Raw genomic sequence first — 23,221 nt, forward strand, 5'->3', positions numbered from 1 at the left:
TATACCCCATTGAAACCGCAAACCGAAGGAGACCCCCATGTCTGTGAATGTGCTCTACAGAACCAGCGCCAAGGCCACCGGCGGCCGCGATGGCCATGCCGCTACGCTCGACGGCGCGCTGGATGTCAAACTCACCACGCCGAAAGAGCTGGGCGGGGGTGGCGGCGCCGGCAACAATCCCGAGCAACTGTTCGCGGCGGGCTATGCCGCCTGCTTTATCGGCGCCATGAAGTTCGTGGCCTCACAGGGCGGCCCGAAAGTACCCGCCGACGCGGCGGTGACCTCGACCGTCGGCATCGGCCCGCGTTCGGCCGGCGGCTTCGGCCTGGACATCGAACTCGCCGTCTCGCTGCCCGGACTGCCGCGCGCGGACGCCGAGGCGCTGGTGGAGAAGGCCCACCAGGTATGCCCCTACTCCAACGCGACCCGCGGCAATGTCGATGTCCGCCTGACGGTCGTGTGACCGGCTCGAATAGCCCGCCGCGACCAACGGCGGGCTATTCCCATAGGCGCGTGGGCGCGGCGGGAGCTTGCACGCGCATTTGCGCACAGGCGTCCGTGATGCTTAATGGCTTCGACGACAACGCCCAAGAAGAACCCCATGACCCCAGAAACTGCTCCCGGCGCGATGGCCGGATTGCGCGTGATCGACCTCACGCGGGTGCTCGGCGGCCCCTATTGCACGCAAATCCTGGCCGATCACGGCGCCGACGTGATCAAGGTCGAGCCGCCCGCCGGCGACGAGGTGCGCGACTGGGGACCGCCCTTCCACGGCGAAGACGCGGCCTATTTCGTCGGCATCAATCGCAACAAGCGCTCGATCGGGCTGGATCTCGCCTCCGAGGGCGGCCGCATTGTGTTGATGAAGATGCTGGAGGGCGCCGACGTCCTGATCGAGAATTTCAAGCCGGGCACGCTGGACAAATGGGGCATCGGCAACGAGGTGCTGCGCGCGCGATTTCCGCGGTTGGTGCATTGCCGGATTTCCGGCTTCGGCGCCGACGGTCCGCGCGGCGGCAATCCGGGCTATGACGCCATCATCCAGGCCATGACCGGAATGATCGCGGCGACCGGCTCGCCGCAGAGCGGACCAATGCGCATCGGCGTGCCACTGGTCGACATCTCGACCGGGCTTTACGCCGCCGTCGGCATTCTGATGGCGCTTTCGGAGCGGCAAAAATCCGGCAAGGGGCAGTTCGTCGAAACCACGTTGTTCGAGACCGGCCTTGCCATCATGCACCCGCACGCGGCGAATTATTTCATGCATGGCAAGCCGCCAGGCCTCACCGGCAACGAACATCCGAACCTCGTGCCCTATGCGATCTTCCCCACCCGCACCGACAACATCTTCATCGGCGTCGGCAATGACGGCACCTTCCGCAAGCTGGCCAAGGAGATCGGCAAGCCCGAACTCGCCACCGACCGGCGTTTCGCCCGCAACAAGGACCGCATCGCCAACCGCGACGCGCTGCGCACCGAGCTTGCGGCTGTGTTCAGCCAGCACGACGCCGAACCATTATGCGATCGGCTGCTCGCCGCCGGCCTGCCGGCCGGCCCGGTGCAGCGGATCGACCAGGCGCTGACCAGCGCCCACACCGTCCATCGCAGCGACGTCATCGAAAAGGACTGGTACAAGGGGGTCGCCTCGCCAGTCCGCATGGAGCGCAGCAAGCCCAGCCTGCGCCGCGTGCCGCCGAATTTCAGCCAGCATGCCACCGAAGTGCTGAGCGAGTTCGGATATTCCAGGGGCGAGATCGACGCCCTCCTCGCCGAGGGCGTGGTCTGCGGGCCCGAACGCAAGCGCTGATTGCTGCGCCCCGGATGCTGCCCCGGGTCAGGGATACCGGCTGCCCGGTACTAAGCCTATTTTCCGCTTTCCAGGCGGCGCGCTTTGCCAATACCATCCTTTCGCTTATACGGTCATTTGCACGTCATCCAGCGCTGCTAACGCGCGAAACGAAGATGATGGACCCAACCCGGAGGAATTTGATGGCTCTTCGAACATTCGGCGCGGCAACGGCAGTTGCGCTCGCGCTTGCAACGCCTGCTTACGCTGCGACCGAGATCCAGTGGTGGCATGCGATGACCGGCCCGAACAATGACGTGGTGGTCAAGCTCGCGAACGATTTCAACGCCTCGCAAAGCGACTACAAGATCGTCCCCACCTTCAAGGGCAGTTACGCCGATACGCTGAACGCCGGCATCGCCGCGTTTCGCGCCGGCAATGCCCCCGGCATCATGCAGGTGTTCGAGGTCGGCACCGCGACCATGATGGCGGCCAAGGGCGCCATCAAACCGGTATCCGAACTGATGAAGGAGCAGGGCGAGAAATTCGACCCGCAATCCTATTTGCCGGCGATCACCGGATATTACTCGACCTCGAAGGGCGAGATGCTGTCGTTCCCCTTCAATTCATCGAGCATGGTGATGTGGGTCAATCTCGATGCCCTGAAGAAGGCCGATATCGCCGAGCCGCCGAAGACCTGGCCGGAAGTATTCGCCGACGCCAGGAAGCTGCATGCCACCAGTCCGACCTGCGGCTTTTCCACCGCCTGGGGCTCCTGGGGACTGATCGAGCAGTTCTCCGCCTGGCATAACGTGCCGATCGGCAGCAAGGCCAACGGCCTGGATGGCTTCGACACCGTGCTCGAGTTCAACACCCCGCTGGAGACCAAGCTGCTGGAGAATCTGGTCGAGCTGCAGAAGGACAAGAGCTTCGACTATTCGGGGCGCACCAACACCGGCGAAGGCCGCTTCACCTCGGGCGAATGTCCGATGTTCATGACGTCATCGGCGTTCTATCCGAACGTCAAGGCGAACGCCAAGTTTGCCTACAATGCGGTGCCGATGCCGTACTTCCCCGACGTCAAGGGCGCCCCGCAGAATTCCATCATCGGCGGCGCCTCGCTCTGGGTGATGGGCGGCAAGAGCCCCGAGGAATACAAGGGAATCGCGAAATTCTTCACCTTCCTGTCGGACACCGACCGCCAGGCCAACCTGCATCAGGTTTCGGGTTATCTGCCGATCACCAAGGCCGCGTATGAAAAGACCAAGGCCGATGGCTTCTACGAAAAGAGCCCGATCCTCGAAGTCCCGCTGAAGGAATTGACCAACAAGCCGCCGACCGAGAATTCGCGCGGCCTGCGCTTCGGCGGCATGGTGCAGTTGCGCGATGTCTTCGCCGAGGAGATCGAGGCGGCGCTCGCCGGCAAGAAGCCGGCGAAGGAGGCGCTCGACGCGGCGGTATCGCGCGGCAATGCGATGCTCCGGCAGTTCGAGCGTACCGCCACCAAGTGACGCAAGCGTAAGGGATCGTGAGGATTGTGGCCGCGTCAGACGCGGCCACGATCCATCCAGCGAGGCATCATGGAACCCCGGGCGATCTTTTCAGGCAGGCTGCTGCCATATCTGCTGATCCTGCCGCAGCTTGCGGTTTCCCTGATCTTTTTCTACTGGCCCGCGGTGCAGGCCCTGCAGCAATCGTTCCTGGTGCAGGACGCCTTCGGGCTCTCGACCGAATTCGTCTGGTTCGAGAACTATGTCGAACTGCTGAAGCGCCCCGAATATTATCAGGCGATCGGCGTCACCTTCGTCTTTTCCGCGCTGGTGGTGTTCTTCTCGCTCACGCTCGGCCTGTTGCTGGCGGCGATGGCGAACCACAACATCAAAGGCGTGCAGATCTACCGCACCTTCCTCATCATTCCCTATGCGGTGGCGCCGGCGGTCGCGAGCGTGCTCTTCATCTTCATGTTCCAGCCGGGGCTCGGCATGCTCGCACGCGCCATGCAACGTAACGGCATCGACTGGAATCCGGTGCTGAACGGAACGCATGCGATGATCCTCGTGGTCATCGTCGCGGTCTGGAACCAGATCAGCTACAATTTCCTGTTTTTCCTGGCGGGCCTGCAGGCGATCCCGAAAAGCGTGATCGAGGCCGCCGCGATCGACGGCGCCAGGCCGATGCGGCGGTTCTGGACCATCATCTTTCCGTTGCTGTCACCGACCACGTTCTTCCTGATCATCGTCAACATCACCTACGTCTTCTTCAACACCCTCGGCATCATCGACACCGCGACCGGCGGCGGCCCCAACGGCGCCACGCAGACGCTGGTGTACAAGGTATTTCAGGACGGCAAGGTCGGCTCCGACCTCGGCGGCTCCGCCGCCCAGTCGGTGATCCTGATGGTGATCGTGGTCGCGCTGACTGCATTTCAGTTCCGCTACGTCGAGAAGAAGGTTCATTACTGATCGCCATGGTCGAGCACCGCCGCTTTGGAAACTTGCTGCCCCATCTGGTCCTGCTGGCCGGCGTCGCGATCGTCGCGTTTCCGGTCTATCTGGCGGTGATCGCCTCGACCCACGACAACACGGTGATCGCCAACGGCCAGATGCCGCTCTATCCTGGCTCCCACGGGCTCGAGACCTACTGGAACACCATCGTCTCCGGCACGGGGCGGACCACGCGCGCGCCGGTCGGCGGCATGATGCTGAACAGCCTGATCATGGCGCTCGGAATCACGGTCGGAAAAATCGCCATCTCGATCATCTCGGCCTATGCGATCGTGTTCTTCTCGTTCCCGCTCCGGATGACAGCGTTCTGGACCATCTTCATCACGCTGATGCTGCCGGTCGAGGTACGCATCTTTCCGACCTACAAGATCACCAGCGACCTGCACATGCTGGATTCCTATTCGGGCCTGATCCTGCCTTTGATCGCGTCGGCCACCGCAACGCTGTTGTTCCGGCAATTCTTCATGACGGTGCCGAAGGAACTGGTGGAAGCCTCCAAGATCGACGGCGCCGGCCCGATCCGGTTCTTTTTCGATACGCTGTTGCCGCTGTCGGTGACCAACATCGCCGCGCTGTTCGTGATCCTCTTCATTTACGGCTGGAATCAATATCTCTGGCCGCTCTTGATAACGACGCGCGACGACATGCAGACCATCGTGATCGGTATCAAGAAAATCATCGACGTGCACGATGCCCTGACCGAATGGCAGGTGGCGATGGCAACCGCCGTGCTCGCCATGCTGCCTCCGGTCGCGGTGGTCGTGCTGATGCAACGCCTGTTCGTCAAGGGCCTGATCGAGACGGAAAAGTGAGATGGCAAACGTAGCGCTGCGCGACGTCCGCAAGACCTATCCGAGCGGATTCGAGGCCATCAAGGGCATCGATTTCGACGTCGGCGACGGCCAGTTCTGCGTCCTGGTCGGCCCTTCCGGCTGCGGCAAGTCGACGCTGTTGCGGATGGTCGCAGGCCTCGAGACCATCACGTCGGGCGAAATCGATATCGGCGGGCGCATCGTCAACCAGATCGAGCCGGCCGAGCGCGACATCGCCATGGTGTTCCAGAATTACGCGCTCTATCCGCATATGAGCGTCTACAACAACATGGCCTATGGCCTGCGCAATCGCGGCATGCCGAAGCCCGAGATCGACACCCGGGTCCAGGAAGCCGCGCGCATCCTCGAAATCGGCCCGATGCTCGAACGCAAGCCTGGGCAATTGTCCGGCGGACAGCGCCAGCGCGTCGCGATGGGCCGCGCCATCGTGCGGCAGCCGAAAGTGTTCCTGTTCGACGAGCCACTGTCGAACCTCGATGCCAAGCTGCGCATCGCGATGCGGGTCGAGATCCGCAAACTGCAGCGGCGGCTCAGCACCACGTCGATCTACGTCACCCACGACCAGCTCGAGGCGATGACGCTTGCCGACATTCTGGTGGTGATGAACGGCGGCCAGGTCGAGCAGATCGGCAACCCGCTGGAGATCTACCAGAAGCCGGCGACGACCTTCGTCGCGTCCTTCATCGGCGCGCCGCCGATGAATCTGCTGCCGCTGCGCTCCGACGAAATCAGGTCCCAACTTGGAGGCACCGGCGAAACCGGCCTGCTGGGCATTCGCCCGGAGGATTTTGTCATTTCCAGCGACAGCGTCGCCAGCGGTGTTGCGCTCGATCTCACCATCGGGGCGATCGAACATGTCGGCGCCGAGACCTTCATTTACGGCGCCCGAAAAACCAATGGCGCGCAGGAAGTCGCCGCCAATCCCGGCGAATTGCCGCCAGGCGACGTCATCGTACGGATACCCGGCGCGGTCGCGCCCGCCATCGGCGAGCGGATTCGCGCCATCGTGCCGCGCGAAAAACTGCATCTTTTCAGCGCCGACGGCCGCAAGCGGATCGAGTTCTAAGGGTCGTTCCGGGGCGCGCGACGCGTGAACCCGGAATCCCAGGATTCCCCGATATGCAACGGCACATCTGGGGTTCGGTCGCTCCGCGCCCGCCCCGGAATGATTTGGAAGGCGATTCCCGTGGTTCCGCAGGCGCTTGAACCGCTTCCAAATCATGCCCATATTGGCTGTTGACCGGAGGGCAGATCCGTCACCTGGTCGCCATGGGGTGCCGCAAGGGCCCCGAAATGCCAAAGTCGCTTCGAGAGGACTTTGTAAATAAAATGACTCGTGTTCCTTCGTTATCCAGTCCGTTCCTGCTGGGATTTGACGAAATCGAGCGTGCGCTCGATCGCGTCGTCAAGGGCGCCGACGGTTATCCTCCCTACAATATCGAGAGGTGCGACCGCGCCAACGGCCAGCCCGAACGTCTGCGAATCACACTGGCGGTGGCGGGATTTACCCGCGACCAACTCGATGTAACCATTGAGGAAAACCAGCTCGTGATCCGTGGCCGCCAGCAGGATGACAAGGCCCGGCAATACATCCATCGCGGCATTGCCGCGCGCCACTTCCAGCGCACCTTCGTGCTGGCGGAGGGGATGCACGTGCTGGGCGCGGACTTGAAAAACGGGCTGTTGTCGATCGACCTGGCCCGGCCTGAGCCGGAGAGGATCGTTAAGACAATCGCTATCAATGAACATGAATAATGGAACGAGTAGCGGACTCGACCGCTTAGTCTGAATAGAGGAGTCGAGACCATGACTGAAGGCAATGTTGTGTTTGAGCCGGCGGGCGTCTCCACGGAGTCGCTGGCAACCCTGGGCGAGGGACACATCGCCTATGTGAAACAGATCCGTTCCGAGGACGTGCCGGGGCTGTTTCCCCAGGCGCCGAAGATCGCGCCGGGCCTGAAGCTTTTCGCGCTGCACGCGGCCGACGGCACGCCGATCATGCTGACCGACAGCCGGGAAGCCGCGATCGCAAACGCCTGGAGCAACGAACTTCAGGCGGTCAGCGTTCACTGAGCAGGCGCTTGGCTGTGTCACCGGGCGCGCGGCCACGATATTTTTGCTGATGTCAGCCATCGTTTGCGGCTGTGAGGTGAGCCACATCAGAATTCAAGAACGCGCGGGCGTTCGTCTTCGGCTCGGCCGAGTGACGGACGCCCGCATTCTTTTGTTCGACGTTGCGCGCTTCAATTTCAGGGACTCCTTCGATGCGCAAGAAAGGGGAGCGCGCGGCCATCTAGAAAACCCGCGTCGCCTCGGCCTCGACCTGTTTGCGTATCAGCGGGTGCAGCCCTTCGCGGGTGGTGAGGTCGACCTCGACCCCGAGGCTTTCGTCAAGCAATCGCTTCGCCGCCACAGGCCCGCGGATGATCCTTACGCTGCCGTCGCCGGCGGCAGCGCCAGTACCGAATAGATCGCCGGCGCATCGCGCGAGGCGCGCAACTTCTTGGCGACGTCCTGGTCCCGCAGCAGCCGGGCGATCCGCGCCAGCGCCTTGAGGTGGTCGGCGCCCGCGCCTTCCGGCGCCAGCAGCAGGAACACCAGGTCGACCGGCTGGCCGTCCATCGCCTCGAAATCGATCGGGCGCTCCAGGCGGGCGAACAGGCCGAACAGCTTTTCCAGCTTGGGCAGCTTGCCGTGCGGGATGGCGACGCCATAGCCGACCGCGGTGGTGCCGAGCTTTTCGCGCTGCAGCAGAACCTCGAAAACCGCCCGCTCGTTCTGCCCCGTCAAAGCCGAGGCGCGCGCCGCCAGTTCCTGCAGCGCCTGCTTCTTGCCGTTGACCTTCAATGCCGGGAGAATCGCCTCGGGTGCGACCAGATCGGTAATCGTCATGGGGCGTTCCGAGGTGAATTAAACCGTAAGGTTGCGAATAGGCTCTAGCGGGTGACGTCGGTAAGACGAGGCGGGAGACCGGCTTGCAGCTCGCTCTTAGCTGGGGCGCTTCTACTCCAACGCAAGACCGGTGCCAACTGTCGCAAGCATTGTTCCAAGCCTCTGTTTGAAGCCTCTCCCCGCTGGGGCGGCGGACCATAGGGAGGGCCCTTTGACACGTCAATGCCAGCCGCGTCTAGCCCCCCGACTTAACCACCGGGGGATCTATCCAGCCGATATTGCCGTCGGCCCGCCGGTAAATGATGTTCACCCGGCCGCTGGAGCCATGCTGGAACACCACACAGGCGGCGCCGGTCAGGTCGAGTTCCATCACGGCTTCGCTGACCGAAAGCCGCTTCAGCGAGGTGGTGGCCTCGGCAATGATCACGGGGTTGTAGCTGGTGACCTCGTCGTCGTCTTCGCCGGGGGCCTCGATCACATAGCTCGGCGCGTCCAGCGTCGGCGCGGTCATCCCCGCCAGCGCTTCCGAGGCCGCGTGGGCCTTGCGGGCGGAGCGGTCCTTCAGCCGGCTCTTGTAGCGGCGCAGCCGCTTTTCGATCATCAAGAGCGCCTGGTCGGCGCTGGCATAGGCGTCGGCGGCGTTGGAATCGGCCTCCAGCGTGATTCCGGAATCCAGATGCAACGCGCAATCGGTGCGGAATCCGAAGCCGTCCTTGCTCAGCGTGATGTGGCCGGAATAATTGCCGTCGAAATATTTGCGCAGCACCTCGTCGGTGCGCTCGCTGACCCGGCCGCGCAGGGCGTCGCCGACATTGATGCTTTTTCCGGAAATCCGCAGAGTCATTTTTGATGCCTCGGTTGGTCAGGTAACCGACACTAGCCCGATTTGGCCCGGACGCAATCAGGCAGGCTGGATGTCGCGGGACCGGTCGGCGGAGGCGGCGGGAGCCGAGAGGGCATTGCCGAGCATGCTTTGCTTGTCACGGCGGCGCTGCACCGAAGACGGAATTCGCATCGCTTCACGGTATTTCGCGACCGTGCGTCGGGCGATATCAATGCCGGTGGCGCGCAATCGTTCCACGATGGTGTCATCTGACAGGATCAGTGCCGGGTCTTCCGCATCGATCAGCTGCTTGATGTGGTGACGCACCGCTTCCGCCGAATGGGCCTCGCCGCCGTCGGCGGAGGCAATCGAAGCGGTGAAGAAATACTTCAATTCAAAGCTGCCGCGATTGGTCGCCATGTATTTGTTGGCGGTGACGCGCGACACCGTCGATTCATGCATCTGGATCGCGTCCGCCACCGCCTTGAGGTTCAAGGGCCGCAGATGCGCCACGCCATGGGTGAAAAAGCCATCCTGCTGGCGCACGATCTCGGTTGCGACTTTCAGAATGGTGCGGGCGCGCTGATCGAGCGCGCGCACCAGCCAGGTGGCATTCTGCAGGCAGTCGGTGAAATAGGATTTGTCGCCGTCCTTGCGGATCGTCTTCGACAGCTCGGTATAATAGATCTGGTTGACCAGGACGCGCGGCAACGTGTCGCTGTTGAGTTCGACGTGCCAGCCGCCGTCGGGCCCGGGCCGCACATAGACGTCGGGCACCATGGTCTGGGTCCGCGTCGAGCCGAATTTCAGACCTGGCTTCGGATCGAGGCGGCGGATCTCGCCGATCATGTCGGTGATGTCTTCGTCATCGACGCCGCAGAATTTTCGCAGCGAGGCGATGTCGCGCTTGGCCAGGAGGTCGAGATGCTCGACCAGCGCCTGCATCGCCGGGTCGTAACGATCGAGCTCGCGAAGCTGGATCGCCAGGCATTCGCTCAAGGAGCGCGCGCAGACGCCGGGCGGATCGAATTTCTGCAGCACCGCGAGAACCGCCTCGACGTCCGCCTGCGGCGCCGCCAGCCGCTCGGCGGCCTGCCCGAGATCCGCCGGCACGTAACCGGCCTCGTCGACGAGGTCGATCAGATATTGGCCGATCATGCGCTGCGCGGGTTCGGTGAAGGCCACCGCGAGCTGTTCGGCCAAATGGCTACCGAGGGTCACCTCGGCGGCGACGAAGGCTTCGAGGTTGTAGGCCTCGTCGTTCGAGGCGCCACCGCCCCATTCGGTATAGGCAGTCGGCGCGGCGTCCTGCGCGTTGCGCGCGGCCGCCTCGGCCGGCTCCTCGGTGAAGACGTTATCGAGCGGGGTATCCAGCGTCTGTTCGATCTCGGTGCGGCTGCCGAGGTCGCGATTCATCCATTCTTCCTGGCCCGGCTCAAAACTGTCGCCGGGGGAGCCGCCCGCCATCTCGGAACGCTCGCTGCCGGATTCGTCGCCATAGGAAGGGCCGGAATCGTCGGAATCGGCGTATTCGGCCCGCTCCGGCGCCGAGGGCTCGCCCGCCACCGGCGCCTCGGGGCCATCATTGGCGCGATCCAGCAGCGGATTCCGCTCCAGTTCTTCCTCGACAAAGGCCGACAGGTCGAGATTGGACAATTGCAGCAGCTTGATCGCCTGCATCAATTGCGGCGTCATCACCAGCGACTGCGACTGTCGGAACTCTAATCTCTGCGTCAGAGCCATAGAAGCAAGAACCGTTCCCTGAAGTTGGTCCAATTCTTGCTTAAACTAGTCCGAACGCGATGTACACGCCTTGACGAATAAGAAAAAAGGTCTAGAGGGCGGGCTGCCTGGGAAAGTTAAAGTCGCAATTCGTCAAAGGCGGAATTCCTCGCCAAGGTAGAGACGGCGTACATCCGGATCATTGACGATTTCATCCGGACTGCCTTCGGTCAAGATCTCACCGGCATAGACGATATAGGCACGGTCGGTCAGTCCGAGCGTTTCGCGTACATTGTGGTCGGTGATGAGCACGCCGATGCCGCGATTGGTGAGATGACGCACGAGATCCTGGATGTCGCCGACCGCGATCGGATCGATGCCCGCAAAGGGTTCGTCCAGCAGCATGTAATTGGGACGGGTCGCCAGCGCGCGCGCAATTTCGACGCGGCGCCGCTCGCCGCCCGACAGCGCAATCGACGGGCTTTTACGCAAGCGCGTGATGTTGAATTCGTCGAGCAGTGAATTGAGTTCGGCCTCGCGCTTTTTCCGCGAGGGTTCCACCACCTCGAGCACGGCGCGGATATTCTGTTCCACCGTGAGGCCGCGAAAGATCGAAGCTTCCTGCGGCAGGTACCCGATGCCCAGCCGGGCGCGTTGATACATCGGCAGCCTGGTGACGTCGTGGCCATCGAGTTCGATGGCGCCGCGATCGGCCTTGATCAGGCCCGTGATCATATAGAACACCGTGGTCTTGCCGGCGCCGTTCGGCCCCAGCAGACCGACCGCTTCTCCGCGGCGTACATAGATGCTGACGCCGCGCACGACCTGGCGGGAGCCGAAACTCTTTTCCACGCTATGCACAGCCAGATAGCCCGGCCGCTGCAGCGGCCGCGGGGCCTGCCCGCCGCCGCCATTGGTCTTCGGCCGGGGCTTCGGCTTTTCAGCGCGCGGCTTTTCAGCCCGGGGCGGTTCCGGCCTCAGCAGGGGCGCGTCGCGGACGATCGGCGGCGCATCGCGCACCGGGTTCGTCAGCATCTCCCCCATGCTGTCGCCGAGCGCGGTGATGTCCGCACGCGAGCGCGCGAATCCGGGCGCACCGCGCTTCGCCGGCCGGCGACGAAACATGCCGAGTAAATCCACCATCCCCGCTTCGCTCAGCCTTTCACGGTGATCCCGCAACCTGCGGCGGGCTACTCGATTCGCTCGCGCAACATGAAGGAATGGATGTCGCTTGCCCAGCAAAACACCCCAGATTTAAGGCGCGGACCGCGCGACTGGGCCGCCCGTAGATACAGGCTCGCACGGCAGGCTTCAACCTCGCGATCCCCGGATATCTTATAAGTGATTGATCCTATTTCGGTTTATTTGACCCATTCGGAACGGCGGACGGGGTCGGCGTCGGCGCCATTCCAGGGATCGCCGGACCGCCCTGACCGGACGACTGGAACAGGCCCTGCACCCGGCCTGAGTCGGATTCTACCCGCGACACGCCCGTGGTCATATCCACCATCAGCCGGTCGCCGCGCAGCACGTTCTTGCCCTGGGTCAGCACGATGCCGCCGAGCATGGTGATCAAATTGGTCTTGGTGTCGAACACCGCGGTCTCCCCGGTTACGACCTGGTCCTTCTGGGTTACGACCACACTGCCGCGCGCCTCCAGCCGGCGGATCGACGAAGCGCCGCCAGGGCCGGGGGTAGCGGCCTGAATCGGCGCCGGCGCGGCTTTCGCCGCTTTCGTCGAATTGGCCGCCGGCGCCGCAGCGCCCGGCGTGGAGTCGTAGAAAACCACCAGCGTCTTCGACGTCATGGTGGTGTCGCCCTGCACCACCTTCACATTGCCGGAGAAGGTTGCTTCCTTTTTCTTGTCGCGCATTTCAAGAGTGGCGGCCTCGATCTGGATCGGCTGGTCGCGATTCTGCGAAAACCCCTGCATCGCATTGGGCACGCCCGAGACCGCGCTCTGCGCACCGGCGGCGCCGGCGGCGATGGTCGCCAGCGCGAAAGCGGCCGCGCAGGCGCCCTGCGCCATTCGCCTGTACCAAGTGCCGCGCGGAAGAGACATCATCTCGAAAATCATTTGGAGTTGCCGGTTTTGGCCGACGACGACCGCGTCTTGCCGGAATGGACCGGCGCGGGCTCGGTCTCCGCGGGGACAGCGACAGGCTGCTCGGGCTCTCCCAGATTATCCAGATTCATCACCACGTTGCCCTCGAATCTCACGACCTCTCCGCCGCCGGTAATCCTGAGCCTGTCCGAAGTCAGCGTTCCGTTCAGCAGTTTGACATCGACATGCTCGTCCGAGGTCACCGTGCCCTTGCCCATATCGACAAAGGCCTGCGAGAGCCGCGCTTCGTAGCCGGTCGAGGACTGCAGGAAGATATCCTTATGCAGGTCCAGCAATTGCTGCTTGGTATCCATCAGCCCGTTGCGGGCGTCGAGCGTAATCGTGGTGGTCTGATCTTCCATCAAAACCTTGGCCCGCAACGTCTTGAGATCGACGTGGTCCGGATCGGTCACATCCTGGGTCGCGGTTTTTGCCCAGACTTCGTAGGGCCGCCGGTCCGGCGTGTAGCCGGCCAGATGCGGCGTTTCCATCGTGATCTTGGTGCCGGAGACGACGAGGTTGCCCATGTCGACCGGCAATTGCGGCAACAGCATCCGGAACGGATTGAAGATCGACACCGCGACAATGCCGGCCATCGCCAGGACAACGGCCGCCGGGACCGCGACGCGCAGCACCCGCACCAACCGGCTGTGGCGCGCCGCGATGGCAAAGCGCGCCTCCATTCCGGCTTGATAGGCTGGGTTCTGAACCGAGTTCACCGCCGCTCCGAAGCACTGGCCTGGCCCGCCATTCTACCCCGCCTTGCCGGAATAGGCAGGGGGGACCTCGCGTTAGCAGTGTGACCGAAACGGGGCGGAAGGCGCGGCAAGGCGCATTTCCGCTAGCCCAGCCTCAAGAGTGGGCAAATATGTCTTCGGTGTCCCAGCCCTGCAGATCAAGCCTGGCGCGGGTCGGCAGAAATTCGAAACAGGCCTTCGCCAGTTCCAGCCGGCCTTCGCGCGCCAGCATGGCATCGAGCCGTTCGCGCAGGCCATGCAGATGCAGCACGTCGGAGGCCGCATAGGCGAGCTGCGCCTCGGTCAGCGACTGCGCACCCCAGTCGCTCGATTGCTGCTGCTTCGACAGATCGATGTTGAGCACCTCGCGCACCAGATCCTTCAGGCCGTGGCGATCGGTGTAGGTGCGCGACAGCCGCGAGGCGATCTTGGTGCAGTATACCGGCTGCGGCATCACGCCGAAGGCGTTGTAGAGCGCGGCGAGATCGAACCGCGCGAAATGAAAGATTTTTGTCACCTTGGGATTGGCGAGCAGCGCTTTCAGGTTGGGGGCGTCTGCCGCACCCTTGCCGTGATCCTTGGGGATCTGCACCACGTCGGCGCTGCCGTCGCCGTTCGAAAGCTGCACCACGCAGAGCCGGTCGCGATGCGGGTGCAGGCCCATGGTCTCGGTATCGATCGCCACCGAATCGGTATAGCGGGAAAGATCGGGCAAATCGCCGCGATGCAGGCGTACGGTCATGGCGTCCTAAAACCTCGTCGAATCGGCTGGCGGAACAAACTACCGCTCAATACCGCAACAGGCGAGCGGCGAACCGGGTAATGCCACGGCGCCGGAAGCGCATTCAACAACTATCGTCCGCGGAAGCACCGCGTGGCGCCGCCTCCAGGCGACTGGCCCAAAACTCAGCTCTAACAGCACCATCGAAGGGATGGTGCCCAGGAAAGGACTCGAACCTTCACGGCCGTTAAGCCACTGGCACCTGAAGCCAGCGCGTCTACCAATTCCGCCACCTGGGCATGGGGCGGGTTAGTACGGATCGGTTGCGCGCTTGTCAAATTGGCAAGCTGTGACGCAAATGCGCTGTACAGCGCCGGGCTGTTGGCGTATCGCGAAATCGCTTAAATACTTCCGCCGTTGATCGAATTTGACCCTAGGAAATGACGCCATGGCATCGAATCTGGACACGCTGGTCACGGTTTTCGGAGGATCTGGCTTTCTGGGGCGGCACGTGGTCCGGGCGCTGGCCAAGCGCGACTACCGCATCCGGGTCGCGGTAAGGCGGCCGGAACTGGCCGGTCATCTGCAGCCGCTCGGGCGGGTCGGCCAGATCCATGCCGTGCAGGCCAATCTGCGCTACCCGGCCTCGGTGGAGGCCGCGATGCGCGACTCCCACGCCGCCGTCAATCTGGTCGGTATCCTGGCCGAAGGCGGCGCCCAGACCTTTGATGCCGTGCAGGGCGCGGGCGCCGGCGCGGTGGCCAACGCGGCGGCCGCAGTCAGCGCCAGGATGGTCCATGTCTCCGCCATCGGCGCCAGCGAGAATTCGGCCTCGGGTTACGCCCGCGCCAAGGCTGCCGGCGAAAAGGCGGTGCTTTCGGCCGTCCCCTCGGCCAGCATCCTGCGGCCGTCGGTCGTGTTCGGCCCCGAGGATCAGTTCACCAACCGCTTCGCGGCGCTGGCGCGGATGTCGCCCGCTCTGCCGCTGATCGGCGGCGGCCTGACCAAACTGCAGCCGGTCTATGTCGGCGATGTCGCGACCGCGGTCGCGCACGCCGTCGACGGCAAGACCAAAGAAGGCGCGGTTTACGAGCTCGGCGGGCCGGAAGTGCTGACCATGCGCGAGATCATGGAAATCATTCTCGACGTCACCGAACGCCGGCGCATGCTGATACCGCTGCCGTTCGGCCTGGCAAAATTGCAGGCGCTGTTCCTGCAGTTCGCGCCCGGGGATTTCAAATTGACCCCGGACCAGGTGACGCTGCTGCGCTCGGACAATGTGGTGTCGGACGCGGCGAAGGCCGAAGGCCTGACGCTCGAGGGGCTGGGAATCACGCCGGATTCGATGGAAGCGATCGTCCCGCAATATCTCTGGCGCTTCCGCAAGACCGGCCAGTTCACGCACCGCGGCGCGTGATCTCTCCGCGTCGTCATTGCGACGGCTTTGAGCCTTACCGTCCCATCGCCAGCGCGACCAGGCCGAGCGTGCCGACGATGACGCGCCACCAGGCGAACAGCTTGAAGCCGTGGCGGGTGACATAGCTCAGGAACGTCTTCACCACGATCATCGCGGTGACGAACGACACCACGAATCCGATTGCGATGATGCCGGTGTGATCGAGGCTCATGTCGGCGCGATTCTTGTAGAATTCATAGGCGAAGGCGCCGACCATGGTCGGGATCGCCAGGAAGAACGAAAACTCCGCCGCCGCATGCTTGTCGGCGCCGAACAGCATCGCCGCGACGATGGAAGCGCCTGAACGCGACACGCCGGGGATCATGGCAAGGCATTGCGCGAAGCCGATCGACAGATACATCGGCAGCGGGAACGTGGTCGCATCGTGCTCGTGCGGCTTGAGATCGAGCTGATCGACCCACAGCAGGATCGCGCCACCGACGATCAGCGAAAAACACACCACCCACGGATTGAACAGATAGGCCTTGATGTAATGCCCGGCGGCGGCGCCGATCACCGCCGCCGGCAGGAACGCCACCAACAGACCGATGACGAATCGCCGGTCTTCGGCATTGCTGAACATGCCGAGCGCCACGCGCCACAATTTGCCGAAATAGAGCACGACGATCGCGAGGATGGCGCCGAGTTGAATCAGGATGGAAAAGCTGTTCCAGAAATTGCCCTCGCCGAGATCGAAAAATCGTTCCGCCAGCAAGAGATGGCCTGTCGAGGAAACCGGCAGGAACTCGGTGACGCCCTCGATAATGCCGAGAATCACCGCCCGCATTGCATCAGACATCATGACCTAGCCCGCTATGATCGATATCGGCCGAGCAGCCGGGCTCTTCTCGCCTATTCGCCCCTTCGCCGCAATCTCAAAAACGCAAAAACACGGGGTTGCCTCCTGCGTGTGCTTAGGTAGTTTGGCGCGCGGTCGCGCTATAGCCGGGCCATGCCTGACGCGCTTCCAGGCGGTGAGGATTTCTTAAGCACCGCAAATTTATCAAGGGCTCATGTACACACTGTTTCATCATTCGTTCTGTCCGCATTCGCGCTTTATTCGCCTGGCGCTGGGCGAACAGGGTCTCGATGTGCGGCTGGTGGAAGAGCGGGCCTGGGAGCGGCGCGAGGCGTTTCTGGCGCTCAATCCCGCGGGCACCACGCCGGTTTTGACATCGGAGGGAACTCCGGCGATTCCCGGCGTCGGCGTCATTGCCGAATATCTCGATGAAGCCCACGGCACCGAATTGGGCGACCGGCGGCTGCTGCCGTCCACCATGGGCGAGCGCATCGAGGTGCGCCGGCTGATGGCGTGGTTCAACGATAAATTCTTCGAGGAGGCCTCCAATCCGCTGGTCACCGAACGCATCTACAAGCGCTTCATGAGCGAGGAAAATGGCGGCGGCGCGCCGGCGGCCGATGTGATTCGCGCGGCCAAGGCCAATGTGCGCTATCATCTGGCCTATATCGGCTGGCTGGCGCGGACGCGGAACTTTCTGGCCGGCGACCGGCTCACCTATGCGGACCTCGCCGCCGCGGCGCATCTTTCGGCGATCGATTATCTGGGCGACGTGCCATGGATCGAGGACGACGCGGCAAAGGCGTGGTACGCGCGGGTGAAATCCAGACCCTCGTTCCGCCCGCTGCTGAGCGAATGGCTGGCGGGCGTGCCGGCGTCGCGGACCTATGTGGACCTCGACTTCTGAGCGCAAATGCCGCGCTCTCTCCGGCCGATCTGAAGGCCGCGCTCGATGGCGAAGCGCGCGCGCTCGGTTTCGACTGCATCGGCGTCACTGCTCCTGATGTGCTGGCGGATGCAGGAAAGCATTTCCGCGACTTCCTTGACGCCGGCGCGCATGGCGACATGGGCTGGCTCGCCGCGCATCCCGAGCGCCGCACCGACCCGCGCGCGCTGTGGGCGGATGTGCGCTCGATCGTCATGCTCGGGGTCAATTACGGCCCCGACGAAGATCCGCTTGGTGTTCTCGAACAGCGCACAAGCGGCGCGATCTCGGTCTATGCGCAAGGCGACGACTATCACGATCTGATCAAGAAGCGGCTGAAGGCACTGGCGCGCTGGCTGGTCGCCTCCTCGGGCTGCGAGGTCAAGGTCTTCGTCGATACCGCGGCCGTGATGGAAAAGCCGCTGGCGCAGGCGGCGGGACTGGGCTGGCAGGGCAAGCACACCAACCTCGTCTCGCGCCAATTCGGTTCCTGGCTGTTTCTCGGCGCGATCTTCACGACGCTCGATCTGCCGCGCGATGAGACCGAGCCCGACCATTGCGGCTCGTGCCGGGCCTGCCTCGATATCTGTCCGACCTCGGCATTCCCCGCGCCCTACAAGCTCGATGCGCGGCGCTGCATTTCCTATCTCACCATCGAGAACAAGGGCCCGATCCCGCACGAGTTTCGCAAGGCAATCGGCAACCGTATCTATGGCTGCGACGATTGCCTCGCGGTGTGTCCGTGGAACAAGTTCGCGCAGGAAGGCCACGAGGCAAAACTCGCCGCGCGCGACGAATTGCGCGCGCCATCGCTGGCCGAACTCGCCCGGCTCGGCGACGCTTCGTTCCGCGCGCGATTCACGAAGTCGCCGGTCAAGCGGATCGGCCGCGACCGATTCGTGCGCAATGTGCTGATCGCGATCGGCAATTCGAACGATCCGGGTTTGGCCGAAGCGGCCGAACGCCTGCTGAATGATCAAAGCCCACTGGTGCGCGGCGCCGCAGTGTGGGCGCTGTCGCAATTGCTGGAGCGGGAGGAATTTGAGGGCCGCGCAACGCGTGCCTTAAGCATCGAACCGGATCAGACCGTCCGCGCCGAATGGTCGCGCGTCTAAAATTCAGTGTCATGCCCCGCGAAAGCAAGGGGCATCCAGTATTCCAGAGGCTTGTAAAAAAATCGAAAGGGCTCGGCGTACTGGATCGCCCGCTTTTCGCGGACGATGACAGCGGCAACAAATTCCGTCATGGTCCCGCGCCATGACGAACCTGCCCTTCTTCACCAAAGACCAGGACGCCTTTATTCCGACCGATGCCGCGCGGGGCCCCTGGGATCCGAATTCGCTGCACGGCCGCGTCATCATCGGCCTGTTGGCGTTCGCGATCGAGCAGCGCCACGGCGCCGACGACTTCGTTCCGGCGCGGCTGACGGTGGATATGTTCCGACTGCCGACGCTGGCGCCGATCGAGGTCAAGACGCGGCTGGTCCGCGATGGCCTGCGCATCAAGGTGGTCGAGGCCGATTTTTTCTCGGGCGGCGTCGCCATGGCGCGCGCCTCCTGCCAGTTGCTGCGCAAGACCGAAAACCCGCAAGGCAATGTCTGGTCGCCGCCGAACTGGGAGGTGCCGGCGCCATCGGATATTCCCGCCCCCACCGATCCGCGGCTCGGCATGAACGGAAAATGGACCACGCGGCCGATAACAGGCGCGATGGGCACCGTCGGCCCGCGGCGGCTGTGGATGAGCGAGGTGCGGGACCTCGTCGAAGGCGCCGCCCTGACGCCGTTCGTGCGGGTCGCGGTGGCGGCGGATTTCGCCAGCCCCTTCGCCAATGCCGGAGATCAGGGCCTGGGCTTCATCAACAGCGACGTCACACTGTATCTGTATCGGCTGCCGGTGACGGAATGGATCGGCTTCGAGGTGGTGAACCATCACGCTACTAGCGGCGTCGCGATCGGCGAGTGCTGGCTCCATGACGAGCAGGGCGCGATCGGGACCTCGACCGTGGCCGCGCTGGCGCAGCGCAACCCGATGGCCAATCCAGGCCAGCGCGATGTGATGCCCCCGAAGCCGTAAGGGTCGTCATTGCGAGGAGCGAAGCGACGAAGCAATCCAGCTTTCTTTGCTGCGTCATGGATTGCTTCGCTTCGCAATGACGCAGAATAGCTATTCCAAATGCCGCTTCATCTCCGGCCGCGCTTTTAGCGCTGCGCCCTGCCTGGCAAAAATCTTCGCCATGCGCTCCGGCGCGAAATTCATGTCGACAAAACCGGTCGCGGTATTGGCGACCTCGTGATACTCCTCGATCCTGCCGTCGCGCAATTTCATGATGGCGACGCCCTCGAACATCGCCCGCGGCCCCCTGGCTTCGGGCAGCAATGAGCGATAGCTGAAGGTGTAACGCGCATAGAGCGTCTCGCCGTCGCTGACCGGTTCATGCATGTCCCAGCGAAAATCGGTCGCGGTGCGATAGAACCAGTCGTCGATCATGTGCGCGATTTTCGCGCGGCCGGCAAACGTGCCGTAGAACACGTCATGATAGACGCCGTCCTCCGTGAACAGCTCGGCGAATGCACGGCCGTTGCGCTGTTCGACGGCGTCGCAGAAGGCGCGGAGCATGGCTGACGGATTCATGGTGCTTCTCCCAACTACGGTCGTCATGCCCCCGCCAACGGGTCGGCGCAAAGCGCCGCGCGATGACAGGCTCCAGCGGAGCATCCAGTATTCCAGAGCAGATATGATAAATCGAGATGTCACGGCGTACTGGATCGTCCGCCTTCGCGGACGATGACAAGCGAGGGTAACTGCGAAGGGTCAGTTGATTTCCGCCACCGCCGCGAGGATCCGCGCGATGTCCTGCGGCCGCGACAGCCGGTGATCGCCGTCCTGGATCATGGTCAGCACCACGTCGTCGGACGGCAGCCGATGCGCCAGCGCGAAGGCATGCCGCCACGGCACGTCCGGATCCTGCGCGCCCTGGAGGATGCGGACCGGGCAGCCGACATCGATGGCGCTGCCGAGCAGCAGATGGTTGCGGCCCTCCTCGATCAGCGCGCGGGTGATCGGATAGGGCTCGCCATATTGCGACGGCCGCAGCCACACGCCCTTGGTCTCGATCTCCTGTTTGATCTCAGGCGAAAAGCCGTTCCACATCAATTGCTCGGTGAAATCCGGCGCCGGCGCGATCAGCACCAGTCCGGCCAGCGAGGCACGGCTTTGCGGACGCCTCGCAATCTCACGCGCCAGCAGCAGCGCGATCCAGCCGCCCATCGACGAGCCGATCACGACTTGCGGACCCGAGCAAAATTGTTCGAACACCGCTACGCTCTCCTCCAGCCAGCGCCCGATGGTGCCGTCGCTGAACGCGCCGCCGGATTCGCCATGGCCGGAATAATCGAACCGGACGCAGGCGCGGTTCTGCTCGGCGGCCCATGCGTCCAAGGCCAGGGCCTTGGTGCCCTGCATGTCCGAATTGAAGCCGCCCAGCCAGAACAGCCCCGGCGCGGCCCCTTTACGGGCGCGCACCGCGATAGGGCGCGCCGCGTTGCCGTTGCCTACTTCGATAAAGATGGGCGGCTGCCCTGCTGCTGCGGAACTGGTCATGGGATCGCACCTCCGGTTTCGCTGCTGTTTGAGTGAGCACGGCCGATCCGTCAACGGACGGCAATACCACACCAATGACCGGCTCAGCGCTTGCGGAACGCAGGCTTGGCCTCTATGTGGGCGGGTCTGAACATTTCGTTCCCTTCCGTGTTGTTTGGCGTGACCAAAATGCCTCGCATTTGATGCTTTTCGCAGTCAGTTGCGCGAGTTTGCTTGCCCGCAGCGCCTTATTCCTTCAAACTACGCACCTCGTTCACAACCTTGGAGAGTTACCCATTCGCCGTCCCAACAGAGCCCCGCCCGCTGCCACCAAAGACGGGCCGCGCACCAATGATGAAATCCGCAACGCCACGATTCAGCTGATCGATCAGAACGGCACGAACCACGGCACGGTCGAGACAGTCGCCGCCATCAAGATGGCCCTAGAGGCGGGAATGGATCTCGTGGAGATTTCGCCGAATACCGCTCCTCCCGTCTGCAAGATCATGGACTACGGGAAGTTCAAATATTCGGCGCAGAAGAAGGCCGCGGAAGCCCGCAAGAAACAGAAGGTCGTCGAGATCAAGGAGATCAAGCTCCGCCCGATGATCGACGATCACGACTACGAAGTGAAGATGCGCGCGATGCAGCGCTTCTTCGAGGAAGGCGACAAGGTCAAGATCACCCTGCGCTATCGCGGCCGCGAAATGGCGCATCAGGAAATCGGCACCAAGCTCCTGGACAAGGTCAAGGCCGACGTGGCCGAATACGCCAAGGTCGAGCAGGACGCCCGTTTTGAAGGCCGTCAGGTGGTGATGGTGCTGGCGCCGCGCTGATTGAAAATCAGCCGTTCACGTTTGTGAAAATTGCGCGTTTGTGAATATTGAATACGGCCCGCCAGGCGATCTGGCGGGCCTTTTTCTTTACGTTTTTTTTTGGCGAATCGTGCGGATCCGGAAAGAGCTCTAGCCCCGCGTCGCCTGCCAGCGTCCGCTGCAATTGCCGCTGGAAAGTCTTGCGCTCCAGCGGCCGACGCCGCTGCTGCCGCCGAGCCGGCCGCTGCCGGTCGCAACCGATCCGCCAGCCGAAATCCGCACGGTGACGCCGCCGCCGGCGCCGACGCTGCCGGACACATCGGCAGCACCCGCCGACGAGATACGGCCGCCCGAGACCTGGAACGGATAGCTGTAGGCGGGATCGCACCTGCCGGCCTGGGTGATAATCAACACGTTCCAGATTCCGTCATAGCCGCCGCCCCTGCGGGCGGTCCTGGCGTCGGTGGCGCCGGGCGCGGCCAACGCAGCGACAACCGCGGCACCAAATATCCATCGTGAGGCGCCGGAGCGCGTGAAATCGGCAGAAAAGGCCATGATCCGGGCTGATATCGTCATTTTTTTCCTGCTCTTCTGGCCGCGCGGTTAGTGGCGTGAGCCTATCTGTCAAACAATACGGTTTTACGGTTCATCGTTGCCAATTCCGCCTGGTTCTGCCATAAGCCCGACCTTCATCGCCCGGCTGATCAAGGGCTGCCGTGGCGATGCCCATGCTGGTTATCTCATTTCGGAAATAGCCGAGCATTTTCAACGCTCTAACGAGCATTTCAGTCGCGAAAGCGCCTTCTGGGCGCGTTTTTTCTGCGACAACAGGAGAGCAAAATGCCCAAGCTGAAGACCAAGTCAGGCGCTAAAAAGCGCTTCAAGGTGACTGCCACCGGCAAAGTGATGCACGCCCAGCGCGGCAAGCGCCACGGCATGATCAAGCGGACGAAGAAGCAGATTCGTCAGCTCCGCGGCACCCGTGTGCTGTTCAAGACCGACGGCGACAACATCAAGAAATATTTCTTGCCGAACGCCTGATCGCTCTCGCGGTCCCACTGAGCCGAGTCGCGTCCGCGCGGCGATCCGTCACCCATTTTCATCTGAAGGAGACCCGTCATGTCTCGCGTCAAACGCGGTGTGACCTCTCACGCCAAGCACAAGAAAGTCTACAAGGCCGCCAAGGGATTTTACGGCCGCCGCAAGAACACCATCCGCGCCGCCAAGGCCGCGGTCGAGAAGGCCGGGCAATACGCCTTCCGCGACCGCAAGCGCAAGAAGCGCACCTTCCGCGCGCTGTGGATCCAGCGCATCAACGCCGCGGTGCGCCCGTTCGGCATGACCTACAGCGTCTTCATCAACGGTCTGTCCAAGTCGGGGATCACGGTCGACCGCAAGGTGCTGTCGGATCTCGCCATCACCGAACCGGCGGCGTTCCAGGCGATCGCCGAAAAGGCCAAGGCCGCGCTGGCGGCGTAAGTTCGAAAATCGCTGCAGCCTCTCGCAACTCCGGTGTCATGCCCCG

At 63.1% G+C, this 23,221-nt stretch carries 28 protein-coding genes and 1 tRNA gene; 16 read left to right on the forward strand and 13 right to left on the reverse strand.

Translation table 11 applies throughout. From position 1 onward, the window contains the following. The first annotated feature begins 37 nt into the window (after positions 1-37). The 9 genes from B5525_RS09325 (at position 38) to B5525_RS09365 (ending at position 7,593) form a co-directional block, all read left to right on the forward strand. On the forward strand, positions 38-463 hold the full coding sequence (locus B5525_RS09325) for an organic hydroperoxide resistance protein (protein ID WP_079565743.1): 426 nt from the start codon (positions 38-40) through the stop codon (positions 461-463). 138 nt (positions 464-601) lie between these two features. Continuing rightward, positions 602-1,807 (forward strand): CaiB/BaiF CoA transferase family protein, encoded by a 1,206-nt coding sequence (locus B5525_RS09330; protein WP_079573136.1) that lies wholly within the window; start codon positions 602-604, stop codon positions 1,805-1,807. Positions 1,808-1,989: 182 nt separating this feature from the next. Next, complete coding sequence (gene ugpB, locus B5525_RS09335) at positions 1,990-3,297, forward strand: sn-glycerol-3-phosphate ABC transporter substrate-binding protein UgpB (protein ID WP_079565744.1); 1,308 nt, start codon at positions 1,990-1,992, stop codon at positions 3,295-3,297. Positions 3,298-3,366: 69 nt separating this feature from the next. Then, positions 3,367-4,248: a sn-glycerol-3-phosphate ABC transporter permease UgpA gene (ugpA, locus tag B5525_RS09340; RefSeq protein WP_079565745.1), complete on the forward strand. Its 882-nt coding sequence runs from the start codon at positions 3,367-3,369 to the stop codon at positions 4,246-4,248. Positions 4,249-4,253: 5 nt separating this feature from the next. After that, positions 4,254-5,102: a sn-glycerol-3-phosphate ABC transporter permease UgpE gene (gene ugpE, locus B5525_RS09345; RefSeq protein WP_079565746.1), complete on the forward strand. Its 849-nt coding sequence runs from the start codon at positions 4,254-4,256 to the stop codon at positions 5,100-5,102. A gap of 1 nt (position 5,103) precedes the next feature. After that, positions 5,104-6,189, forward strand: a complete 1,086-nt coding sequence (locus B5525_RS09350) for a sn-glycerol-3-phosphate import ATP-binding protein UgpC (protein ID WP_079565747.1) — start codon at positions 5,104-5,106, stop codon at positions 6,187-6,189. Positions 6,190-6,452: 263 nt separating this feature from the next. Further along, positions 6,453-6,878, forward strand: coding sequence for an Hsp20 family protein (locus B5525_RS09355; RefSeq protein WP_079565748.1), 426 nt, complete (start codon positions 6,453-6,455; stop codon positions 6,876-6,878). A 51-nt stretch (positions 6,879-6,929) separates the two neighbouring features. Then, a complete protein-coding gene (locus B5525_RS09360; RefSeq protein ID WP_079565749.1) occupies positions 6,930-7,196 on the forward strand; it encodes a DUF1150 family protein in 267 nt (88 codons plus the stop codon). Between the two features lie 49 nt (positions 7,197-7,245). After that, complete coding sequence (locus tag B5525_RS09365; RefSeq protein WP_154073135.1) at positions 7,246-7,593, forward strand: hypothetical protein; 348 nt, start codon at positions 7,246-7,248, stop codon at positions 7,591-7,593. On the opposite strand, the gene ptsN is transcribed toward B5525_RS09365, so the two are convergent. The 8 genes from ptsN to B5525_RS09405 form a co-directional block, all read right to left on the reverse strand. Further along, a complete protein-coding gene (gene ptsN / locus B5525_RS09370) occupies positions 7,554-8,015 on the reverse strand; it encodes a PTS IIA-like nitrogen regulatory protein PtsN (RefSeq protein ID WP_079565751.1) in 462 nt (153 codons plus the stop codon). The genes B5525_RS09365 and ptsN overlap by 40 nt on opposite strands. A gap of 235 nt (positions 8,016-8,250) precedes the next feature. Further along, positions 8,251-8,859: a ribosome hibernation-promoting factor, HPF/YfiA family gene (gene hpf, locus B5525_RS09375; RefSeq protein WP_079565752.1), complete on the reverse strand. Its 609-nt coding sequence runs from the start codon at positions 8,857-8,859 to the stop codon at positions 8,251-8,253. A gap of 57 nt (positions 8,860-8,916) precedes the next feature. Next, positions 8,917-10,581 carry an RNA polymerase factor sigma-54 gene (gene rpoN, locus B5525_RS09380; RefSeq protein ID WP_079565753.1) on the reverse strand — a complete coding sequence of 555 codons (1,665 nt, stop codon included), beginning with the start codon at positions 10,579-10,581 and terminating at the stop codon, positions 8,917-8,919. Positions 10,582-10,713: 132 nt separating this feature from the next. Continuing rightward, positions 10,714-11,703 (reverse strand): LPS export ABC transporter ATP-binding protein, encoded by a 990-nt coding sequence (gene lptB / locus B5525_RS09385; protein ID WP_079565754.1) that lies wholly within the window; start codon positions 11,701-11,703, stop codon positions 10,714-10,716. Between the two features lie 208 nt (positions 11,704-11,911). Further along, positions 11,912-12,625, reverse strand: a complete 714-nt coding sequence (locus B5525_RS09390; RefSeq protein ID WP_425305261.1) for an LptA/OstA family protein — start codon at positions 12,623-12,625, stop codon at positions 11,912-11,914. A gap of 8 nt (positions 12,626-12,633) precedes the next feature. Beyond that, entirely contained in the window at positions 12,634-13,383 is a 750-nt protein-coding gene (lptC, locus tag B5525_RS09395) for an LPS export ABC transporter periplasmic protein LptC (RefSeq protein WP_079565756.1), read from the reverse strand. Positions 13,384-13,516: 133 nt separating this feature from the next. Continuing rightward, complete coding sequence (locus tag B5525_RS09400; protein ID WP_079565757.1) at positions 13,517-14,143, reverse strand: ribonuclease D; 627 nt, start codon at positions 14,141-14,143, stop codon at positions 13,517-13,519. 191 nt (positions 14,144-14,334) lie between these two features. Continuing rightward, positions 14,335-14,421 (reverse strand) — tRNA-Leu (locus tag B5525_RS09405). A 149-nt stretch (positions 14,422-14,570) separates the two neighbouring features. Between B5525_RS09405 and B5525_RS09410 the strand changes: the two genes are divergently transcribed. Further along, positions 14,571-15,539, forward strand: coding sequence for a complex I NDUFA9 subunit family protein (locus B5525_RS09410; protein ID WP_079565758.1), 969 nt, complete (start codon positions 14,571-14,573; stop codon positions 15,537-15,539). A 34-nt stretch (positions 15,540-15,573) separates the two neighbouring features. Here the strand turns inward: B5525_RS09410 and B5525_RS09415 are convergent, their stop codons facing one another. After that, positions 15,574-16,380, reverse strand: a complete 807-nt coding sequence (locus tag B5525_RS09415; protein WP_079565759.1) for an undecaprenyl-diphosphate phosphatase — start codon at positions 16,378-16,380, stop codon at positions 15,574-15,576. Between the two features lie 211 nt (positions 16,381-16,591). Between B5525_RS09415 and B5525_RS09420 the strand changes: the two genes are divergently transcribed. Next, a complete protein-coding gene (locus B5525_RS09420) occupies positions 16,592-17,284 on the forward strand; it encodes a glutathione S-transferase family protein (protein ID WP_079565760.1) in 693 nt (230 codons plus the stop codon). Then, entirely contained in the window at positions 17,233-18,417 is a 1,185-nt protein-coding gene (gene queG / locus B5525_RS09425) for a tRNA epoxyqueuosine(34) reductase QueG (protein WP_079565761.1), read from the forward strand. Before B5525_RS09420 ends, queG begins: the two co-directional genes overlap by 52 nt. Here queG and B5525_RS47140 read toward each other — a convergent pair. Next, on the reverse strand, positions 18,414-18,548 hold the full coding sequence (locus B5525_RS47140) for a hypothetical protein (protein WP_276328844.1): 135 nt from the start codon (positions 18,546-18,548) through the stop codon (positions 18,414-18,416). The two genes, queG and B5525_RS47140, sit on opposite strands and share 4 nt — an antisense overlap. Positions 18,549-18,559: 11 nt before the next feature. On the opposite strand from B5525_RS47140, the gene B5525_RS09430 reads away from it, so the two are divergent. Then, positions 18,560-19,375 (forward strand): thioesterase family protein, encoded by an 816-nt coding sequence (locus B5525_RS09430; protein WP_079565762.1) that lies wholly within the window; start codon positions 18,560-18,562, stop codon positions 19,373-19,375. A gap of 90 nt (positions 19,376-19,465) precedes the next feature. Here the strand turns inward: B5525_RS09430 and B5525_RS09435 are convergent, their stop codons facing one another. Beyond that, complete coding sequence (locus B5525_RS09435) at positions 19,466-19,933, reverse strand: nuclear transport factor 2 family protein (RefSeq protein WP_079565763.1); 468 nt, start codon at positions 19,931-19,933, stop codon at positions 19,466-19,468. A 180-nt stretch (positions 19,934-20,113) separates the two neighbouring features. Then, entirely contained in the window at positions 20,114-20,902 is a 789-nt protein-coding gene (locus B5525_RS09440) for an alpha/beta hydrolase (protein ID WP_079565764.1), read from the reverse strand. Positions 20,903-21,177: 275 nt separating this feature from the next. Between B5525_RS09440 and infC the strand changes: the two genes are divergently transcribed. Then, complete coding sequence (gene infC, locus B5525_RS09445) at positions 21,178-21,717, forward strand: translation initiation factor IF-3 (RefSeq protein WP_079573138.1); 540 nt, start codon at positions 21,178-21,180, stop codon at positions 21,715-21,717. Between the two features lie 129 nt (positions 21,718-21,846). Here the strand turns inward: infC and B5525_RS09450 are convergent, their stop codons facing one another. Then, positions 21,847-22,272, reverse strand: coding sequence for a hypothetical protein (locus tag B5525_RS09450; RefSeq protein WP_244567859.1), 426 nt, complete (start codon positions 22,270-22,272; stop codon positions 21,847-21,849). 264 nt (positions 22,273-22,536) lie between these two features. Between B5525_RS09450 and rpmI the strand changes: the two genes are divergently transcribed. Next, a complete protein-coding gene (gene rpmI, locus B5525_RS09455) occupies positions 22,537-22,737 on the forward strand; it encodes a 50S ribosomal protein L35 (protein ID WP_029585522.1) in 201 nt (66 codons plus the stop codon). A 78-nt stretch (positions 22,738-22,815) separates the two neighbouring features. Continuing rightward, a complete protein-coding gene (gene rplT / locus B5525_RS09460; RefSeq protein WP_079565766.1) occupies positions 22,816-23,175 on the forward strand; it encodes a 50S ribosomal protein L20 in 360 nt (119 codons plus the stop codon). Positions 23,176-23,221: the final 46 nt, after the last annotated feature.

Origin of the sequence: Bradyrhizobium erythrophlei (assembly GCF_900129505.1) — a bacterium.
Lineage (GTDB): Bacteria > Pseudomonadota > Alphaproteobacteria > Rhizobiales > Xanthobacteraceae > Bradyrhizobium > Bradyrhizobium erythrophlei_D.

What these genes read in the sequence shown, in the direction of transcription:
- B5525_RS09325 (WP_079565743.1), top strand. Translation starts at nt 38, where the DNA reads ATGTCTGTGAATGTGCTCTACAGAACCAGCGCCAAGGCCACCGGCGGC.
- B5525_RS09330 (WP_079573136.1), top strand. Translation starts at nt 602, where the DNA reads ATGACCCCAGAAACTGCTCCCGGCGCGATGGCCGGATTGCGCGTGATC.
- ugpB (WP_079565744.1), top strand. Translation starts at nt 1,990, where the DNA reads ATGGCTCTTCGAACATTCGGCGCGGCAACGGCAGTTGCGCTCGCGCTT.
- ugpA (WP_079565745.1), top strand. Translation starts at nt 3,367, where the DNA reads ATGGAACCCCGGGCGATCTTTTCAGGCAGGCTGCTGCCATATCTGCTG.
- ugpE (WP_079565746.1), top strand. Translation starts at nt 4,254, where the DNA reads ATGGTCGAGCACCGCCGCTTTGGAAACTTGCTGCCCCATCTGGTCCTG.
- B5525_RS09350 (WP_079565747.1), top strand. Translation starts at nt 5,104, where the DNA reads ATGGCAAACGTAGCGCTGCGCGACGTCCGCAAGACCTATCCGAGCGGA.
- B5525_RS09355 (WP_079565748.1), top strand. Translation starts at nt 6,453, where the DNA reads ATGACTCGTGTTCCTTCGTTATCCAGTCCGTTCCTGCTGGGATTTGAC.
- B5525_RS09360 (WP_079565749.1), top strand. Translation starts at nt 6,930, where the DNA reads ATGACTGAAGGCAATGTTGTGTTTGAGCCGGCGGGCGTCTCCACGGAG.
- B5525_RS09365 (WP_154073135.1), top strand. Translation starts at nt 7,246, where the DNA reads ATGTCAGCCATCGTTTGCGGCTGTGAGGTGAGCCACATCAGAATTCAA.
- ptsN (WP_079565751.1), bottom strand. Translation starts at nt 8,015, where the DNA reads ATGACGATTACCGATCTGGTCGCACCCGAGGCGATTCTCCCGGCATTG.
- hpf (WP_079565752.1), bottom strand. Translation starts at nt 8,859, where the DNA reads ATGACTCTGCGGATTTCCGGAAAAAGCATCAATGTCGGCGACGCCCTG.
- rpoN (WP_079565753.1), bottom strand. Translation starts at nt 10,581, where the DNA reads ATGGCTCTGACGCAGAGATTAGAGTTCCGACAGTCGCAGTCGCTGGTG.
- lptB (WP_079565754.1), bottom strand. Translation starts at nt 11,703, where the DNA reads ATGGTGGATTTACTCGGCATGTTTCGTCGCCGGCCGGCGAAGCGCGGT.
- B5525_RS09390 (WP_425305261.1), bottom strand. Translation starts at nt 12,625, where the DNA reads ATGATGTCTCTTCCGCGCGGCACTTGGTACAGGCGAATGGCGCAGGGC.
- B5525_RS09400 (WP_079565757.1), bottom strand. Translation starts at nt 14,143, where the DNA reads ATGACCGTACGCCTGCATCGCGGCGATTTGCCCGATCTTTCCCGCTAT.
- B5525_RS09410 (WP_079565758.1), top strand. Translation starts at nt 14,571, where the DNA reads ATGGCATCGAATCTGGACACGCTGGTCACGGTTTTCGGAGGATCTGGC.
- B5525_RS09415 (WP_079565759.1), bottom strand. Translation starts at nt 16,380, where the DNA reads ATGATGTCTGATGCAATGCGGGCGGTGATTCTCGGCATTATCGAGGGC.
- B5525_RS09420 (WP_079565760.1), top strand. Translation starts at nt 16,592, where the DNA reads ATGTACACACTGTTTCATCATTCGTTCTGTCCGCATTCGCGCTTTATT.
- queG (WP_079565761.1), top strand. Translation starts at nt 17,233, where the DNA reads ATGGCTGGCGGGCGTGCCGGCGTCGCGGACCTATGTGGACCTCGACTT.
- B5525_RS47140 (WP_276328844.1), bottom strand. Translation starts at nt 18,548, where the DNA reads ATGACGGAATTTGTTGCCGCTGTCATCGTCCGCGAAAAGCGGGCGATC.
- B5525_RS09430 (WP_079565762.1), top strand. Translation starts at nt 18,560, where the DNA reads ATGACGAACCTGCCCTTCTTCACCAAAGACCAGGACGCCTTTATTCCG.
- B5525_RS09435 (WP_079565763.1), bottom strand. Translation starts at nt 19,933, where the DNA reads ATGAATCCGTCAGCCATGCTCCGCGCCTTCTGCGACGCCGTCGAACAG.
- B5525_RS09440 (WP_079565764.1), bottom strand. Translation starts at nt 20,902, where the DNA reads ATGACCAGTTCCGCAGCAGCAGGGCAGCCGCCCATCTTTATCGAAGTA.
- B5525_RS09450 (WP_244567859.1), bottom strand. Translation starts at nt 22,272, where the DNA reads ATGACGATATCAGCCCGGATCATGGCCTTTTCTGCCGATTTCACGCGC.
- rpmI (WP_029585522.1), top strand. Translation starts at nt 22,537, where the DNA reads ATGCCCAAGCTGAAGACCAAGTCAGGCGCTAAAAAGCGCTTCAAGGTG.
- rplT (WP_079565766.1), top strand. Translation starts at nt 22,816, where the DNA reads ATGTCTCGCGTCAAACGCGGTGTGACCTCTCACGCCAAGCACAAGAAA.